General features: G+C 43.2%; 16 protein-coding genes and 1 pseudogene. 6 read left to right on the forward strand and 11 right to left on the reverse strand.

The features are described from left to right. Both V7K27_RS32690 and V7K27_RS32695 read right to left on the reverse strand, forming a co-directional pair. Positions 1–717 (reverse strand): annotated as a pseudogene (locus tag V7K27_RS32690) (hypothetical protein); the annotation flags it as partial. Between the two features lie 429 nt (positions 718–1,146). Continuing rightward, positions 1,147–1,335: a hypothetical protein gene (locus V7K27_RS32695; RefSeq protein ID WP_334952825.1), complete on the reverse strand. Its 189-nt coding sequence runs from the start codon at positions 1,333–1,335 to the stop codon at positions 1,147–1,149. Positions 1,336–1,378: 43 nt separating this feature from the next. Here V7K27_RS32695 and V7K27_RS32700 point away from each other — a divergent pair, with 43 nt between their 5' ends. Further along, a complete protein-coding gene (locus tag V7K27_RS32700; RefSeq protein ID WP_334952827.1) occupies positions 1,379–1,579 on the forward strand; it encodes a hypothetical protein in 201 nt (66 codons plus the stop codon). Positions 1,580–1,660: 81 nt separating this feature from the next. Further along, positions 1,661–2,137, forward strand: coding sequence for a Tic20 family protein (locus V7K27_RS32705; RefSeq protein WP_322670288.1), 477 nt, complete (start codon positions 1,661–1,663; stop codon positions 2,135–2,137). A 3-nt stretch (positions 2,138–2,140) separates the two neighbouring features. Here the strand turns inward: V7K27_RS32705 and V7K27_RS32710 are convergent, their stop codons facing one another. Next, positions 2,141–2,914: a fumarylacetoacetate hydrolase family protein gene (locus V7K27_RS32710; protein ID WP_334952828.1), complete on the reverse strand. Its 774-nt coding sequence runs from the start codon at positions 2,912–2,914 to the stop codon at positions 2,141–2,143. Between the two features lie 552 nt (positions 2,915–3,466). On the opposite strand from V7K27_RS32710, the gene rpsF reads away from it, so the two are divergent. Continuing rightward, the gene (rpsF, locus tag V7K27_RS32715) at positions 3,467–3,817 is read left to right on the forward strand and encodes a 30S ribosomal protein S6 (RefSeq protein WP_334952830.1); all 351 of its coding nucleotides are present in this window, start codon (positions 3,467–3,469) and stop codon (positions 3,815–3,817) included. On the opposite strand, the gene V7K27_RS32720 is transcribed toward rpsF, so the two are convergent. After that, positions 3,795–3,962, reverse strand: a complete 168-nt coding sequence (locus tag V7K27_RS32720) for a hypothetical protein (protein ID WP_334952832.1) — start codon at positions 3,960–3,962, stop codon at positions 3,795–3,797. The two genes, rpsF and V7K27_RS32720, sit on opposite strands and share 23 nt — an antisense overlap. Before the next feature lie 261 nt (positions 3,963–4,223). On the opposite strand from V7K27_RS32720, the gene V7K27_RS32725 reads away from it, so the two are divergent. Continuing rightward, on the forward strand, positions 4,224–4,784 hold the full coding sequence (locus tag V7K27_RS32725) for an Npun_F5560 family protein (RefSeq protein ID WP_334952833.1): 561 nt from the start codon (positions 4,224–4,226) through the stop codon (positions 4,782–4,784). Positions 4,785–5,265: 481 nt separating this feature from the next. On the opposite strand, the gene V7K27_RS32730 is transcribed toward V7K27_RS32725, so the two are convergent. Continuing rightward, positions 5,266–5,619 (reverse strand): STAS domain-containing protein, encoded by a 354-nt coding sequence (locus V7K27_RS32730; protein ID WP_334952835.1) that lies wholly within the window; start codon positions 5,617–5,619, stop codon positions 5,266–5,268. Positions 5,620–6,104: 485 nt separating this feature from the next. Here V7K27_RS32730 and V7K27_RS32735 point away from each other — a divergent pair, with 485 nt between their 5' ends. Beyond that, positions 6,105–6,737: a DedA family protein gene (locus V7K27_RS32735; RefSeq protein ID WP_334952837.1), complete on the forward strand. Its 633-nt coding sequence runs from the start codon at positions 6,105–6,107 to the stop codon at positions 6,735–6,737. 163 nt (positions 6,738–6,900) lie between these two features. Here the strand turns inward: V7K27_RS32735 and V7K27_RS32740 are convergent, their stop codons facing one another. The 6 genes from V7K27_RS32740 to V7K27_RS32765 all read right to left on the reverse strand — a co-directional run bounded on the left by V7K27_RS32740 (position 6,901) and on the right by V7K27_RS32765 (position 14,309). Then, entirely contained in the window at positions 6,901–8,103 is a 1,203-nt protein-coding gene (locus V7K27_RS32740) for an argininosuccinate synthase (protein WP_334952838.1), read from the reverse strand. Positions 8,104–8,540: 437 nt separating this feature from the next. Next, complete coding sequence (locus V7K27_RS32745) at positions 8,541–9,047, reverse strand: PEP-CTERM sorting domain-containing protein (protein ID WP_334952840.1); 507 nt, start codon at positions 9,045–9,047, stop codon at positions 8,541–8,543. A gap of 505 nt (positions 9,048–9,552) precedes the next feature. Further along, positions 9,553–11,502 carry an alkaline phosphatase gene (locus V7K27_RS32750; protein WP_334952842.1) on the reverse strand — a complete coding sequence of 650 codons (1,950 nt, stop codon included), beginning with the start codon at positions 11,500–11,502 and terminating at the stop codon, positions 9,553–9,555. A 32-nt stretch (positions 11,503–11,534) separates the two neighbouring features. After that, a complete protein-coding gene (locus tag V7K27_RS32755; RefSeq protein ID WP_334952843.1) occupies positions 11,535–11,759 on the reverse strand; it encodes a hypothetical protein in 225 nt (74 codons plus the stop codon). A gap of 305 nt (positions 11,760–12,064) precedes the next feature. Next, a complete protein-coding gene (locus V7K27_RS32760) occupies positions 12,065–12,994 on the reverse strand; it encodes a cation diffusion facilitator family transporter (protein ID WP_334952844.1) in 930 nt (309 codons plus the stop codon). A gap of 646 nt (positions 12,995–13,640) precedes the next feature. Next, complete coding sequence (locus V7K27_RS32765; RefSeq protein WP_334952845.1) at positions 13,641–14,309, reverse strand: 2-hydroxychromene-2-carboxylate isomerase; 669 nt, start codon at positions 14,307–14,309, stop codon at positions 13,641–13,643. Between the two features lie 220 nt (positions 14,310–14,529). Between V7K27_RS32765 and ffh the strand changes: the two genes are divergently transcribed. Beyond that, complete coding sequence (ffh, locus tag V7K27_RS32770) at positions 14,530–15,996, forward strand: signal recognition particle protein (protein WP_334952846.1); 1,467 nt, start codon at positions 14,530–14,532, stop codon at positions 15,994–15,996. The last annotated feature ends 108 nt before the right edge of the window (positions 15,997–16,104 follow it).

The following is a 16,104-nucleotide window of genomic DNA, read 5'->3' on the forward strand; positions in this document are numbered from 1 at the left end:
ATCTAAGCTAATTGCGGCTTCTGCTACTGTAATAGATTCCAAGTTTCCTTGTTCTGGCACAATAATGTTAGCAGGGTTGCTGTCTGTAACAATTGTCAGTTCTGGGTCAACAGCGATCGCTTCATCTAAGCTAATTGCGGCTTCTGCTACTGTAATAGATTCCAAGTTTCCTTGTTCTGGCACAATAATGTTAGCAGGGTTGCTGTCTGTAACAATTGCCAGTTTTGGGGAGACAGCGATCGCTTGATCTAAGCTAATTGCGGGTTCTGCTGCGGTAATAGATTCCAAGTTTTCAGAAACAGTATCTGGGTAATCAGGTGAATTTGATTCTACATTCTCCCCCTGCTCCCCTTGCTCCCCCTTTCTTTCCTGGGGCAATACTTGAAGTTGGACACTGTACTGCCAAGATTTACCGAACAGATCCGACATCAAATCGCCACAACAGCGCAACTCCCAAACTCCTGTCTGGAGGTAGGTAAAAGGAATTACCGCCATTAAGCCTTCTGAGTTAGTGCGACGCGATCGCTTTAAAATTCGCCGCGTTGGTTGAACTTCCTGGGTTGAAGAGTGAGTTACCCGCACTTCCACGTCTGTGTTAGGAAGTTTAGAACGAGCCAAAACTCTATACTGCCCTTCCAAAATTTCCAAATTTGGCGATTCTAGGATATGCCACGAGCGAGCGCCTTGTTTCTGTATCAGAAATTGCCAGTGTTCCATTGTGATTGATGCCCAGACCGACGAGCCGCCCAGTAATATTGTCTATTACCTTGCTTGCCAGTTTACCTCAGTATTTTGTAAATGCATCACTTAAATCGCTATCAAGTGAACTCAGTTTTACTTACTTGAATTCTCGCCCTTTAACTAGTCGCGTCAAATGAATTTCAAAGGGTCGCCGTGTTGCTTATGCGTAAAGCTTTTGTTGTTTCCTAAATATTAAGTTTGACACTCTCCAGTGCTAAATTCACACAGATGCAATGAATACCGTTGGCTGAGTCTGCTAAACTTATTGCAAATATTTCTGTATTATTTTTTACTAAAATTCCAATTTGCAATAGACACAACATACAATAAATTTAGATTCACTTGACAATTTTTATTGAATTGTGATTGTTCATATTTTTGCTACAAAAAAGTAGGATGTGGCTCTTAAGTGTCCTCTGCGATCGCCCATCTGGGCGCAAAGCGCGATCGCCAATCACAACACTTAACCCTAGATATATTTATGGGGTCAATCCAAAATCGTTCGATGGTTCCTGAGCCTTGCCGTTCGCGTAGCGTCCCGCTTTTTAAGGACTGAGCGTTCGCGTAGCGTCTCGTAGAGAAGTCGAAGTCCAAAATCCAAAATTGTTTGACAATGAGAATTTACAGGAGGGATTCGATGCTAGTCATTTTAATAGACGAGCAAATCCTTGCCCCTGAGCAAGTTTGCCAGTCTTGTTTACTCGCTGACGGTCGCGGTCAACCCCGTTGGCGTGGGGGTCAACTGCGCTGTGGTCAAGCGATTCGCAAGCTTACTCAACAGCAGGCAGACCAGTATGAGTGTATGATGGGCTTTCGTATCGCTCATATAGAAACATAGTTGAATTTGCCAGAAAGACTAAACAACTGCGTTATCCTAAGCTCAAGTAAGTATTAAAATTTAATCACAGGAGAACGCATAATGTCTTGGCGTGGGTCTACAACGGTTTCAGATCGGATTTTTGCTTCCTTGCCTTATTTGCTTCCTCTAATAGAAGTTTTTGTATTTGGTAGATATTTGCTCTCAGAGTTTCCACCGCTACAACTGCTATTTCTGCCGCTTCTGCCATTATTGAGAATCTACTACGGCGTGCGTTATGCAGGAATGATTATTTTCTTTGCTTTATTTTTGCTGGTAGTGAGAAACGAAAAAATTAGTCACTTTATTCGTTTCAACACTATGCAAGCAATCCTTTTGGACATCATTATCTTTTTGTTTAGCATCCTGACTGATGTTGTGGGACTAGTTCCCTCTGGTGGTTTTGCAATCCAAACCCTATCCACAACCATTTTTATCGGCATAGTGGGAGCCGCCGCATATTCAGTCATCCAGTCTGTAAGCGGGCGTTATGCGGAAATTCCGGCGATTTCCGATGCAGTGTATATGCAAGTGCGTTAGAAGTTAACGGGTCACTACGGTGTTTTCCAGGCGACCAATACCTTCAATTTCTACGCGGACGCGATCGCCTGGATGCAACGGACTTACACCCTCCGGCGTACCTGTAAGCACCAAATCACCCGGTAATAGCGTCATCACCTGACTGATATAGGAAACTAGAACATCGGGGGAAAACACCATCTGATCGATACAGGCAGATTGGACTGGATTGGTGTCGTCATTCAAAAAAGTCTGCAATCTCGCTCCTGGATTTAATTCCCGCACAATCCAAGGCCCCAAGGGACAGAAAGTATCAAAACCTTTGGCTCGCGTCCATTGACCATCCAGTTTTTGTAAATCCCGTGCTGTGACGTCATTAGCGATGGTGTAGCCCCAAATTTTGGTTTGGGCTACCTGTGGTGTACATTCAAAGGCGTAATCGCCAATCACTAATGCTAACTCTCCTTCGTAGTCAACTCTTTGTGACTGCGGAGGATATTTAATTTCTCTCTCAGACGGAATTATCGACGTGGGTGGCTTGAGAAAGATTAGTGGCTCAGAAGGTACTGGAGTTCCCATTTCGGCTGCATGGTCTGCATAATTTTTACCCACCGCCACAATTTTTGAGGGAGCGCAAGGAGCCAGAATTTGGTAATTTTCTGGCGTCAAAGTTAAATCAGTGGGTTGTCCTTGTAACCAGGGCGGAGCATCTAGCACTTGGACATTGAGGGATAGTTGGAGTAACCCATAATAAATCTGCCCTTCTGGATTTTGAATTCGCACATAGCGCTGCGCCATAACCTTGATGAATATCCTTTTATAAGAAGAATTCAGAACTCAGGAGTCAGAATTCAATTCTGAATTCTGTACGACTGGGTAATGAATATTTGTTTAAAACTCTATCCCTTTATGGGTAGAGCATTCTGAATTCTGAATTCGGAATTCTGACTCCTGTTTTATCTGCTTTTTTGTTGCTGTGAGCGGGTAGCAATCCTCAATTAGCTGTTTAGGGAACCGATTCAGCCTTGAAGACTGAAAGCGATCGCTATAGATGCCCTTAAAGAAAGATACCCGTTTGCGAAGCTGATAGCTTGATCAATTTGCTCTCCAGCACAAAAGCTGGATTCTTACTTGCTAAAAAAATATCGGGGTCGCCTCCCGACCTAGTTTTGATTAGGGACATCCAAAAAAATCCAAACTCCGGCGATTTGGCTAATGAAACAAAATAGAAAACTGGTAAGATTATAGTTCCTTGTTGCTTCAGATGTTAATTAGTACTGAAATTTTAAATTTAAATTAGGTATAAAATAGCATTGGCAGCCACTTTTGTCCATGAGGAAACTGAAAAATATGACTACAAGTTACGAAACAATGTACATTCTCCGTCCTGACCTGGGAGACGAACAGGCAGAGCAAGCAATTACTAAATATCAGAATTTGCTTCGCGATCAAGGCGCTCAGGATATCCAAATTCAAAATCGTGGTAAGCGACGTCTGGCTTATGAAATCAAAAAACACCGCGATGGCATCTACATCCAGTTAAATTACAGTGCGCCTGCAACTGCGATCGCTCCCTTTGAACGCGCCATGCGCTTGAGTGAAGAAGTGATTCGCTATTTGACAGTTAAGCAGGAAATTGAAGAGGAAAAACCCGCTAAAGAGGAAAAAGAAAAACCCACTAAAGTAGCTGCAACGGTCTAAGGGATAGGGATGAGGGAGATGAGGGAGATGAGGGAGATGAGGGAGTAAAGAATAGTGAATAAAACGCGATGTGCGACTTATTTTTAAAACCCCGCTTCCATTCCTCTCCTCGAAAGGTCGAGAGGCTTTGATTCTTGCTCGCCAACCCTGGTAGGGAAGGGGTTGGGGGTTAGGTTTGAGAGTAAAGTTGCACACGGCGTGAATAAATTTTTACCAATGCCCAATGCCCAATACCCAATGCCCAATGCCCCACTCCCACTCCCCAATCCCATTCAATAAAATTTTGTCTCTTTCTTTTCTCGTAACTTGTCTGGGAATGCTAAATTAACAAATACTTGCCAAAGGTAGTACTCCCGCAGTTATACCTAAGAGTGGACAAGATTCTGAATGGGAGCTGTAAGCTACTGTGAGCCAATCTGATACACCCAACATTCAAGTTCTCTCTACGGAAGTATCGCAGCTACGCCAAGAGTTGCAACTTCGCGATCAATTAGTGCAACAACTATCTCAAGAACTCTTCCGGCTGGTAAAGGGTAACACTAGTTTTATGCCCCAGCAGCCGGAGCTTGAGCAGGATATAACCCAGTTGCAGGCTTTACAAGAACAACTCCAAGCTGTAGAGCAGCAGGTGGCGTTCTACCAAGAGCAAATTACAACTCGTGACTCCGAAATTTACCAATTGCGACAGTCAGTTCAAGAACTCACCGATCGCAGTCGGATGTTGGAGCAAGTAGTACAAGAGTTACCTCAAATTTACCGGCGGAAGTTTGAGGAGCGGATGACGCCAGTCAGAGAAAAGGTAGCAATGCTACAACGGGAAAACCGCCAACTACAAGCAGAACTGCAAAGTGTGAGTTATCGTTTGGCACTCAAAACTCGCAATGCTAGTCATAGCGGCATTGATTTGCCAAATTTTCCCCACCCAGCATCCGAACAAACTAATATTTCGACTCCCCAGAATGCCTAAAGTTACCATCATGGTGGAATCGAAGAGGTAAGAAATTAGCGCGGCAAAGCATCTTGGAGACATCCAAGTAGTACATCAAGGCAAAAATAAATAACTATAGAGTTAGAAATAACGCAAAGGCTGAGATTCTAACCTTTCTTACCTCCTGCTTCCTTGCACTAGTTGCGTCGCACATAGAGCAATTAGCTCAGAACAATTTGAAAAGCCCTCTCTTTCATAGGCTGGGGAGTGTCACAAACAATTGCATTGCTTTGACCAATTTTGGCCATTTCCTACTTTACTGGTTTAGGTAGATTGGCTGACAACAAGCAGATACATTCATCTGCCATTGATATTACCTAGCTCAAAACCATGAGTTTTGCTCAACATTCTTCTCTAGACAGAAAATCAGTCTGCTAGCACCAGACTGTTATCTTGGAGAATGTGAAAAAATGCAAATATTGCTTGACTCCACCATCCCTCTATAGGTAGATTTATTTAGTTAGCCTGCTAGCATCAGACTGTCATCTTTGACGATGGGAAAAATATCTTCGTAAGTGTGAAAAATTTCAAACACTGAATCCAGTTGGGTAAGTTCCAAAATTAACCGTACAGGAGCTTGAACGTTGCATAAAACTAAGCGGCAACCACTCTGACGTGCAGCTCTCAACCCTTTTACTAAAGGCACTAACCCAGAACTGTCCATGAAATTAACTTCTCTGAGGTCGATAACCCAGAGTTGATCAGCTTGGGGCACTACTCCAGCCATCTGTTCACTCAAAACCTTACCGCCTTGCAAATCTATGCTTCCTTGGGGTTTAAACAAAATCACTTGAAGTTCTTGTGTGAGGGTCATGAATTTAACAGGGTAATTGGAACACTTGACGAAAAATTGAAAAAAGACATCAATACCTCTTCTCTTTAAACAGCAAAATGACTGTTTTACCCAGATATTTGGGCAATTGCACGAGTGCAATTGAGAGTGATTATTTCAGTATTCATGCCGTATAATTTATGATAACTTTCATCAATATAGGCATAACCGCCTAACAATTTCGGTATCAGCCGTATCTTTTACAAGATTTTCATAATTGTAGTGGATATTTATAAATTTTTTATAAATTTTTTAATTTTTTTGAAAAACTATGAGCTAGTGGTGATGATTTCTAAAAATAACATAGTTGATAGTCAAAACTAATAGTTACCATAGACTATAAGTTATGGGTTATTTAGAATTAAACTAATGACTTGATGACTGAATGTAGTGGTTTGATTGACACCCCAGCCAAAAACAAGCAAAGATATAGTAAAAGTAAAAATTTGTAAACACGGCGGTGCGGAATGTCTTTAGAGTTGATTTCACTAGAAAATATCCAGAAAGTCGCCCACACTTACGGCTATTGGGCAATTTTTTTGGGTATTTTGCTAGAAAATTTAGGCATTCCCCTTCCTGGTGAAACCGTGACCTTAGTAGGCGGGTTTCTAGCTGGCAGCGATGAACTAAATTTCTGGCTAGTTCTCGGTGATGCAATCATGGGTGCTGTCATTGGCGGCACTTGTGGCTATTGGATTGGTAGAGTTAGCGGTTGGCCTTTCCTGGTAAAAGCTGGTAGCATATTTCGGATTTCGGAAGTGCGGCTACTGAATATTAAAGATCAATTTACTCAAAATGCTGCTAAAGCGGTATTTTTTGGACGTTTTCTGGCATTATTGCGAGTTTTTGCAGCACCACTAGCTGGAATAGCCGAAATGCCCTTCGGAAAATTCTTTTTATACAACTTTTTAGGAGCAGTTGCTTGGGCTAGTTTGATGGTGACATTGGCTTTCTTTGCTGGCAAAATTATCTCTTTAGAACAATTGGTTGCTTGGGTGGGTCAATTTGCGATCGCAGCCTTACTAATCCTCGCTGCCTTAATTATTGTCCCTCTGTGGCTAGAGTCTCGCCAAGTCAAGGAAGTGAGTAATGAGGAGTGAGGAGTGAGGAGTGAATAGTGAGGAGTAAAGTAAAAAGTTATTTTTTGAACTTTCACTTTTATATTTTGCTTTTTTAACTCCAAACTCCTGTACAGACGCGATTAATCGCGTCTCTCCAAACTCCTGTTACAGACGCGATTAATCGCGTCTCTACTCCTAACTCCTAACCCCTAACTTGCTGCGACCAAATACGAGTTGGTAATCCCCAAACGTAGATAAAGCCTTCAGCAGCTTTATGGTCAAATTTGTCTTCGGCTCCATAAGTTGCCAAATCGGGAGTATAGAGAGAATGATCGCTCGAACGCCCAACTATCGTAGAGTTACCCTTGAACAACTTCACTCGCACAGTTCCAGAGACTCGCTCTTGTGTCTTTTGAATAAACGCATCGAGTGCAACTTTGAGTGGACTGTACCACAAACCGTTGTAAACGATTTGGCTGTAAGTTTCTTCAATCCCACGCTTGTAATGGGTGACATCTGCTGTTAAAGTCAAGCTTTCTAAATCCCGATGTGCCTGAATTAGCACCAACATCGCGGGTGATTCGTAGATTTCCCGCGATTTGATCCCCACCAGACGGTTTTCAATCATATCGATCCGGCCGATGCCGTGATTTCCTACCACCTGATTGAGTTCTTCAATTAGCTCAACTGGCTTTTTGGCTATACCGTTGAGAGTTGTGGGAATACCACCGTGGAAACCAATTTCGATGTACTCTGGCTCGTTGGGAGTATCAGCGATCGCTTTGGTCATTTCATAAATTTCTTCTGGTGGCTCAAATGACGGATCTTCGAGTAAACCAGCTTCAATACTACGACCGAGCAAATTCTTGTCAATGCTGTAGGGAGACGATTTTTTGACTGGTGAGGGGATACCAAAGTTTTCACCATAGGCGATGGTTTCCTCGCGGCTCATGCCCCATTCTCTGGCTGGTGCGAGGATCTTTAGGCTGGGGTTCAGGGCGGTTACAGAGACATCAAAGCGAACCTGATCGTTACCTTTACCGGTGCAACCGTGAGCGATCGCATCAGCACCATATTTTTCAGCCGTTTCTACTAATACCTTAGCAATCAGTGGACGGGCAAGGGCAGTTCCTAGAGGATAACGATTTTCATAAAGGGCGTTGGCTTGAATCGCTCCAAAGGCGTAATCTTTAACGAAGCTGTCTTTGACATCCGCCACTAGGGATTCACTTGCACCCGATTTCAGAGCTTTTTCTCGAATTGGCTCTAATTCATCTCCCTGGCCTAAATCTGCTGCTAGGGTAATCACCTCTTCCACACCCCACTCCTGTTTGAGATAGGGGATGCAAACTGAGGTATCCACTCCGCCAGAATATGCCAGGACAACCTTTTTGGCGCGACCCATTAATTTCTCCAGTTAGGATAACAAAGAATGAGTCATTATTATATCTGAACTAATCCATGTATATTTTCTTCATGCAACGACCTATAGGCAGATTGTCAGCAAACTCACACAGCACAATCTGTATAAGTAAGTGGGCAAGAATAAATCAAACTATCTTATACAATGTAAAATTAATTAAAAATTAGATTAAAAATTTGCAGGGTGGATAATCCCACCCTGTTATAACGCGGCGTGCAACTTTCTCTCAAACCTAACCCCCAGCCCCTTCCCTACTAGCGTTGGGGAGCAAGACTTAAAGCCTCTCGACCCTTGTCTGACGACAGGCTGACGCCAACGGGGAGAGGTTTGGAAGCGGGGTTTTAAGAATAAGTTGCACATCGCGTTGTTATATGTAGATGCCAATTAACCACCTAACAATTTATTTTTGATAATTTGGTTTAAGCTTTTGGGCTTGATGACCTAGAAGATGCTGTCTTTTTCGCCAAGAACAAACCCAACCCAAACACAGACAATCCAAGCATAAAACTTGGCTCTGGGACACTTGTGTAAGTGATGGTTTGAACACCCGCAGCAGTGGAATCATTCAGATCGATAAAACTATCACGGTAGACATTAAAAGTGTTAGGTGTAAAATTCAAGCCCAACCCCGCTTGGTTCAAAATTGTTCCCGAAAAGTCGGTTAAAACTGATGCTAAAGGATCGTTGGCTTCAGTGTATGACTGTCCACCATAGGTAGCAAAAATCTTTAAACCTTCTGCGATCGTTACTTCTTGATCGTTTGCTGCTGCTTGGTCAAAGGAAAAAGTCCCTGTGAGAGTTTTATTCTCGTTAGAGAAATTATAAGTGAGTTGTCTAGCTTGGACGGGCATAGTTTCCCCTACCGCAAAAATCAGAGCAGTTCCCACCGTTACAGCTGCTAACTTCTTAAAGATGGAGTCAGTCATTTTTTTTACCTTGATTAAAGAACAGATACAAAAATACCGAAATAGTTTTATGAAACAGAGACATCTATTCCCAAGTCTCTGCAACACAAACTTTTTCAGTCAGACAATTTGGGATTTTAGATTGACCATACGAATCAATCCGCCTGCTCGAGGATTTTGGATTTTGAATCTTTTAATCCAAAATCTAAAATCCAAAATCTAAAATCCGGTCAGTGTTCAGTGAAGCGGTCTATTACAGCAGAAATTATGTATTTGAACCACATCTGTCGTAGGGGCACAGCATTGCTCATTGGTGTCAACTTAAGCCTTGGCGAATGGAATTCGCGGCTACACAAACAAAGTCCACCTCCGTGGACTAATACAAAATTAAGGGTTCTTAACCCACGAAGGTGGGTTTTGCCTGTGTAGACGCGGTTTCTAACCGCCCTTTTAGCTTAAGTTGACACGCATGAGCATTGCTGTGCCCCTACCCGCGTGGTCTATTTACCTGAAAATAGCTGTAAGTTCACGGACTGACGATCGCAGTTTTCATCGCCTGGAAAATATGACTCTGATCAACTACTCCTCGAACACCGGGCGCACTGTAAGTACCAGAGCTATCTGTGAACTTGAGCTTTTGTCCAAAGGAGCGAGTCAGAGTTGATGAATAAGCACCCTGGTAGTAAACAGGTACAATCCGTCGGCTATGGCTACCCCAGAGGTACTTGTAATTTGGATCAGCTCCCCAGAAGTGACCAGCGTCTTTAGGGTTGTGCTTGTTGAAGGTGATGTCCTTAGCGTTATACTTCAAGCCTCTAGCCTTATTAGGATCGGGATTGGGAGTTAGCTTTGAAACAAAGTCATTATTCAGAGTCAGGTAGTGGTCATGGTCAGCAGTAACAAGCAGCAGGTTTTTACTCCAACCTCCATGCTTGTTTACCCAACTAATCACCTCCTGGACTGCTTTATCAAAATCATTCATCGTCCCGATTAGGTTATCCATGTTGTTGTCATGAGCAGACCAGTCTACATCACCTCCCTCAATCATCAGCCAGAAACCGTCTTTGTCTTTACCTAGAACCTTTAGAGCGGCTTTGCTCAAATCAGCCAAAGTCGGATTTTCGTTAATCTCTCTGGCGATAAAACTAGCATCGGTTTCACCGGGAGCCAGAGGACGGACAGTATCAGGTGTGGGGCCAGAGATTGGATTCCCTGCTGCATCAACCACAGGAACACAATCCCCAACTGTACCGGGAATAATCTTACCTGATGGACAGGGACTTACACTCTTAACAACAGAGCTATAGAGCGAGGCGTTGTTCAGACCTGTCAGACTGTAGTCTCCCTTAGAAGAGCTAGTAGGAAGGTTGCCTTCTTGTCCACGGGCACCGTATAGACCAAATAATTTGCCTCCCTTATTTGGGTCGATGTTAGCAGCCGTCTTTAGCAGTGTCTGAGTTGCATTCGGCCCACGTTCCAAAAAGGTATAGCCATAACGATTGGATTTAGGGTTATCACTGAGATGTTTGTAAGTGTCTTCTGTAATGTACGTATAGTTAAAGACACCTTCTGCTGTACTTGTACTACTTCTATTATCAAAGTCTTTAGGATGACCGCCACCCAACAAAACATTAGGCTGAAAGTTTAGCAACGTCTGTTGCAGAATACTGTCTTGGTTAGTCTTGCTGGGGTCGTATTTACTGTCGTATTTGCTGCGACGATTTACAAAAGAAGCGGCAGCACCAGGCGTTGCGTGGCTTATGGGTACGGAAGTAACCAGTCCTGTAGACTTACCTTTTTCTTTGGCAATTTCCAGGATGGTTTTCAACTTTTTCTCGTAAATGTCTACACCCATCGCGTTGTTAAAGCTCTTTACGCCCGTATAAAGAGTCGTGGCGGTGTTAGCAGAGTCAGGATAACTGTGTTTGATGTACTCTTTGTCATAAGTACCAGGATTAGCAGGGGTCAAAGGAATCCAGGGAACAGGGCCGCCCTTAGTAGGGTCGTAACCTGTCAGATTACCATCTGCCAAACTGTTGCCATCAAGTCGATCGCCTGGATTAAAAGGAGTAGGCTGAAATGAGAAGTTGGGACGAACAGGACTTGCACCTGTGAATGTATCAGACCCATCCAGAGCAGAGTTAGTTGTTAGGTGGGGCTGATCTATTGGCTTTTCTGGTGTATTTCCCTGAATCGTTGTGCCATAGGTGGTAACAAGTCCATATCCAGTTAGCTTTTGGAAGCTCAGACCTGAACCTTTACCACTAGTGTAAAAAGGGGCACCTTTGGCAACGGCTGCGGCCCGTGCCAGATTCCAACCCATACCATCGCCAATCATGATAATTACATTAATTCCATTACCAGCGGCCATAGTCGGCTGAAAAACAGAATTACCAAATATCAGCAGAATGCTACAGAGAAAGCCAACCATAGTCAAGGTTAGCGATCGCTTGTACTTTCGCAAAAATGAAATCATTTCAGTGCGCCTTAAAGTTAATTTGTTAGCCGTTAATACTGATAAAAATTTGGTTCTAGATGAGTAGCACTGAAGTCTGAGTACGTAGGAGTTACATCTAGCTGAGTAAACGGTGTGGTATGACTCTGGTTAAAGACAGGGTTAGAGGCAGTTGCTGGTTGTTGATTCGATGTTCCGAAGAACAACAGCACTGCCAGAACCAGACCAGATATGAACCAAACTAATGTGCGTTTGTACTGTTTCAGTAATGAAATCATTTGGGATTTGGGAATTAAAGTCATGATTCAGTAAACCTCCTAGTAAATAAGCGATTGACAATCGTAATAATGCCAATAAGCATCATATTTAAATCTTGATTTTAGGAAAAATTTTTTGGTGTTTGATAGTGACAATAAACAAAAAAATAATTCTTGCTAGTGGTCTGTCAAGGAAACTTTGACGGGTGAATAAATTCTTCAATTTCTTTCTTCGCGCTCTTTGCGTCCTTTGCGGTTCGTTCCTTTACCCTTCAAACTTCGCTTAACAGACTACTATTACAATATATTTCGCTATTATTTTGGTTTTAATTTGTTTTACTCGCAGACAACATTAAAACTATATCTTGGTTAAATAAAGGATGAATTGGCATTAATGAAGGTTTTCTATAGCTAGTTAGCTGCAAAGTTATTTCAGCAATATTAAAGTTTGTTTGGAGGTGAGCTTGCAACTGAGTGAGTAAGCGATCGCGTTCTTGGATAGTTGCACATTCCACTATCAAATTGGCGCAAAGCATTACCTTGTTTGAGCTAATTGCCCAGATATGAAGTTTTTCTACTTGGACAACACCAGCAAAAGACTTGAGAGATATTTCCACTTCAACAGGATCAATTGATTGTGGTGCATACTCCAAAAAAATCTTCAGGCTTTCTTGGACTAGGGGTAAAGCACTTAAACCAGTAAAAGTTGCAACTACTAAACTAATAGCGACATCTGCCCACCACCAATCCCAAAGATGAACTGCTAAAGCAGCTATAATTACGCCAACAGAACTAGCAGTATCAGCAATGACATGAAGCAAAGCCCCCCGTAGGTTTAAGTCGTCGTGAGTATGGGGATGAAGCAAAGTAATGTTGAGTATATTGACGATTAAACCTAACACTGCGATTCCTAACATTGGTAAGCCCAAAAGAGTTGCTGGATGTTGCCAGCGCCCAATAGCTTCCCATGTGATAAAAGTAGCGATCGCTACTAAACCTAATCCATTCAACAAAGCTGCTAAAACTTCGATACGCTGATGTCCGAATGTTGCCTGACTCTTAGCTGGTTGCTGTGCTAAGAAACTTGCAAATATTGATATTAGCAAGGCTGTAATATCAGATAATATATGTCCTGCATCTGCTTGTAGAGATAAACTTTGACTCCACAAACCCACACTCCACTCAGCAACAAAAAAACAAGCAAGTAAACCTAATGTTATCCACAATATTTTGGCTTTCTGCCGACTTCTAAGCACTTTTATCGAAGTATTTTCGCACTTACATTTATCCCCTTGAAGTGAAAGCATTACACAAAAAACCTTTAAATTTAAAGTATTGTCCTGAAAACTTTCCACCTCAAAATTTGTGATGGGTCTGTTCTAAATTTAGAATGCTACGTTATCAAAGATTATCCTCAAATAGGCACTATAGGAATCATATTTGATTTCTGAAAAAATCTCGGTAGTCTTGTACTGGATTGTCTAGGCTAAAATGTTGCAAAAAAATTGTAGGTTGGGTGGAGGCTTTGCGTAACCCAACATCCTGATAATCAGTTGGGTTGCGCTCCGCTCCACCCAACCTACGTCTACGTCTAATGCACTATTAAAGCCATGAGCGTCCACTACGTGCATTTCAAAAATCAAATACTAATCCTATATATATTTCTGGAAATTACTCACTAATTTTTTATTCTAGAGATACATAATTTAAAATGTACTAATTTACTAACACTAAGAATATATAAAAATTATCTTGGTTAATTTAAGGGATGGTAATGGTTACGTTAAAAATGATAATTTAGGTAGGTTGGCGTAATTAAACATAAGATCAAACCTCACCCTCAATCCCTCTCCTTAGTAAGGAGAGGGAAGCCGGAGGCAGAGTTTTTCCCAAGAGAATTAGCTACGAATTACGGATTACTAATTGTTTGACTTTTTCTGTTACCCAATCGACACGATCCTTTCCCCAAAATCTTTCGCCTTCTACTATCCAGGTTGGGACTCCAGGACAGCCAAATTGCTCGTATTCTGCCAAGGCTGACACTGCTGCTTGTTTGGCTGCTTCGCCGTATACTAATTCCAGAATGCGATCGCCATTCAGCCCAACATCATTTGCAACTTTCCTAATCACAGACTCATCGTTGACATCAAGCAGGTCAATGTACGTTGCTCGAAAGAAAGCCGCATCCAGCAGATGCTCCTTCCCGGTTCCACAAGCAGCGTAATACGCTCTGGCGGTCAGTTCTTCCCGACCAAACTTCATTTTCTCCCAGCGCTTGACCCACCTACCAAATTCTTCATACTCCTTGAGCCGAATTTCAATGCCGTACTTTTTTGCCCACCGCAGACAATCTTCTTTGTGATACGACGATAACAGGGCGCTTTCACTTCGTCCTTGCAGGTCAGCTACCTTTATACCTCGCTCCTTCGGTATGTAGATTGGTCGTCGTTCAATATCAACTGGCAATCCCTGCAATGCTTTTTCGGCAAGAGCAATACCAATATATGAATTTGACGAGTGGTATATCGAGTAGGAGTAAACTTTGATTCGCTGCGACATCTTGGCTCGCATAGACACCTAACTCATAATATTACGAATTAGCGATCGCGGCGATCGGGTTGCATTAGCGAGTATTCAAGCATCGGAGTCCCCATACTCAGTATCTGATTGCTACAGTCGCGGTGAAAAATATTAAGCTGGTAGATAGCACGTTAAAACTTTAGCGAAAATTCGGAATCGCATTCATCGGCGGTTTAAAATTTTCCATTGGCGAATTACCTGTAATTACATTATGTTTGATGCATTATCTGACCGTTTAGAATCCGCCTGGAAGAAACTGCGGGGACAGGACAAAATTTCTCAATCCAACATTCAAGATGCTTTGCGCGAAGTGCGCCGCGCCTTGTTGGAGGCAGATGTCAACCTCCAGGTAGTCAAAGATTTTATTAGCGAAGTCGAAGCCAAAGCACAGGGAGCCGAGGTGATTACCGGCGTGCGACCTGACCAACAGTTTATCAAAATTGTTCACGATGAACTGGTGCAGGTGATGGGAGAAGAAAATGTTCCCATAGTAGAAGCCCCCGAAAAGCCTACTATTGTGCTAATGGCTGGGTTGCAAGGTACTGGTAAAACCACAGCTACCGCTAAGTTAGCCTTACATCTGCGAAAATTAGATCGTAGCTGTTTATTGGTGGCGACAGACGTATATCGCCCAGCCGCGATCGATCAGTTGGTAACGTTGGGTAAGCAAATTGACGTACCAGTATTTGAACTAGGAAGCGATGCCGATCCCGTAGAAATTGCTCGACAGGGTGTAGAACGCGCTCGGGCAGAAGGTGTAAATACAGTAATTATTGATACTGCTGGACGCCTGCAAATTGACGAAGAAATGATGACGGAATTAGCCCGCATCAAAGCCACAGTCCAACCCCATGAAACTCTCTTGGTGGTGGACGCGATGACTGGTCAAGAGGCAGCCAATCTTACCCGCACCTTCCATGACAAGATCGGAATTACTGGGGCGATTCTCACCAAGTTGGATGGTGATAGCCGTGGCGGTGCAGCGCTTTCGGTGCGAAAGATTTCGGGAGCGCCGATTAAGTTTGTCGGCGTGGGTGAAAAAGTCGAGGCACTGCAACCGTTTTATCCCGATCGCATGGCATCGCGGATTCTGGGAATGGGTGATGTTCTCACCTTGGTAGAAAAAGCCCAGGAAGAGTTTGACTTAGCAGATGCGGAGAAAATGCAGGAGAAAATCCTCTCAGCGAAGTTTGACTTTACTGATTTTCTCAAGCAGTTGCGGATGCTGAAGAATATGGGATCTCTGGGAGGCTTGATCAAGATGATTCCAGGGATGAACAAGCTCTCAGACGATCAACTCAAGCAGGGAGAAACCCAACTCAAGCGCTGTGAGGCGATGATTAACTCCATGACTCGCCAAGAACGCCACGACCCCGATTTATTAGCTAGTTCTCCCAGTCGGCGGCGGCGGATTGCTTCTGGTTCCGGCTATAGAGAGTCAGATGTCACAAAACTCGTGGGTGATTTCCAAAAAATGCGATCGCTCATGCAGCAAATGGGTCAAGGTGGCTTCCCTGGAATGCCGGGAATGTTCGGCGGTGGTGGCGGTATGGGTAATGCCTTCGCCGGTGCAGGCGATCGCCCCGCAGCCCCCGGATGGCGAGGTTACGGTGGTGGTGCCCCAGCCACCAAAAAGAAAAAGAAAGAAAAAAAGAAAAAAGGCTTCGGCAATCTTTAGTCGCTAGTCAGTGAACTAATGACCAATGACCAATGACCAATGACCAATGACCAATGACCAATGACCAATGACCAATGACCAATGACCAATGACCAATGACCAATGACC

Origin of the sequence: Nostoc sp., from assembly GCF_036919575.1 — a bacterium.
GTDB lineage: Bacteria > Cyanobacteriota > Cyanobacteriia > Cyanobacteriales > Nostocaceae > Nostoc.

Bases quoted from the DNA above. Each gene is read 5' to 3' on its own strand.
- V7K27_RS32700 (WP_334952827.1), top strand. From the start codon at position 1,379: ATGCTAGTCATTTTAATAGACGAGCAAATCCTTGCCCCTGAGCAAGTT.
- V7K27_RS32705 (WP_322670288.1), top strand. From the start codon at position 1,661: ATGTCTTGGCGTGGGTCTACAACGGTTTCAGATCGGATTTTTGCTTCC.
- V7K27_RS32710 (WP_334952828.1), bottom strand. From the start codon at position 2,914: ATGGCGCAGCGCTATGTGCGAATTCAAAATCCAGAAGGGCAGATTTAT.
- rpsF (WP_334952830.1), top strand. From the start codon at position 3,467: ATGACTACAAGTTACGAAACAATGTACATTCTCCGTCCTGACCTGGGA.
- V7K27_RS32730 (WP_334952835.1), bottom strand. From the start codon at position 5,619: ATGACCCTCACACAAGAACTTCAAGTGATTTTGTTTAAACCCCAAGGA.
- V7K27_RS32735 (WP_334952837.1), top strand. From the start codon at position 6,105: ATGTCTTTAGAGTTGATTTCACTAGAAAATATCCAGAAAGTCGCCCAC.
- V7K27_RS32740 (WP_334952838.1), bottom strand. From the start codon at position 8,103: ATGGGTCGCGCCAAAAAGGTTGTCCTGGCATATTCTGGCGGAGTGGAT.
- V7K27_RS32745 (WP_334952840.1), bottom strand. From the start codon at position 9,047: ATGACTGACTCCATCTTTAAGAAGTTAGCAGCTGTAACGGTGGGAACT.
- V7K27_RS32750 (WP_334952842.1), bottom strand. From the start codon at position 11,502: ATGATTTCATTTTTGCGAAAGTACAAGCGATCGCTAACCTTGACTATG.
- V7K27_RS32755 (WP_334952843.1), bottom strand. From the start codon at position 11,759: ATGATTTCATTACTGAAACAGTACAAACGCACATTAGTTTGGTTCATA.
- V7K27_RS32765 (WP_334952845.1), bottom strand. From the start codon at position 14,309: ATGCGAGCCAAGATGTCGCAGCGAATCAAAGTTTACTCCTACTCGATA.
- ffh (WP_334952846.1), top strand. From the start codon at position 14,530: ATGTTTGATGCATTATCTGACCGTTTAGAATCCGCCTGGAAGAAACTG.